Source organism: Allobosea sp. 05T439 (genome assembly GCF_056396005.1).
Window position 1 is genome coordinate 1 of sequence record NZ_JBFTKP010000163.1, and the last position, 409, is coordinate 409.

The 409-nt window shown below is 62.7% G+C and carries 1 protein-coding gene; it reads right to left on the bottom strand.

Annotated features, from left to right (window positions below; translation table 11 throughout):
- On the bottom strand, nt 1-409 hold a 409-nt coding region (locus AC1DIO_RS35550), incomplete at both ends, for a transposase (protein ID WP_476854977.1).

A 409-nucleotide genomic window follows, 5' to 3' on the forward strand; every position in this document is an offset into this window, starting at 1 on the left:
CCAGTTCGCCATCATGTCGATCGGCCGTCTCCAGCGCCGACATGTAACGCTCGATGCTGGCCTCCACCTGCTCCATCCGACGCTGGATCGAGGCGCGCGTAAAGTTCTTGTCGCGCGTGTTCACCGCCTTGAACTTGCTGCCGTCGATGGCCACGATCGCGTGGGTGAAGAGATCCAGCCGGCGACACAAAGTGATGAACTGCCGGCAAGCCGCCCGGATCGCCGARCCGTTGTCCTTCCTGAAGTCGGCGATGGTCTTGAAGTCCGGCGCCAGCCGTCCCGTCAGCCACATCAGCTCGATGTTGCGCTGCGCCTCGCGCTCCAACCGACGGCTCGATTGCACCTGGTTGATGTAGCCGTAGACGTAGATCTTTAGCAGCACGCCCGGATGGTAGCTCGGACGGCCCGT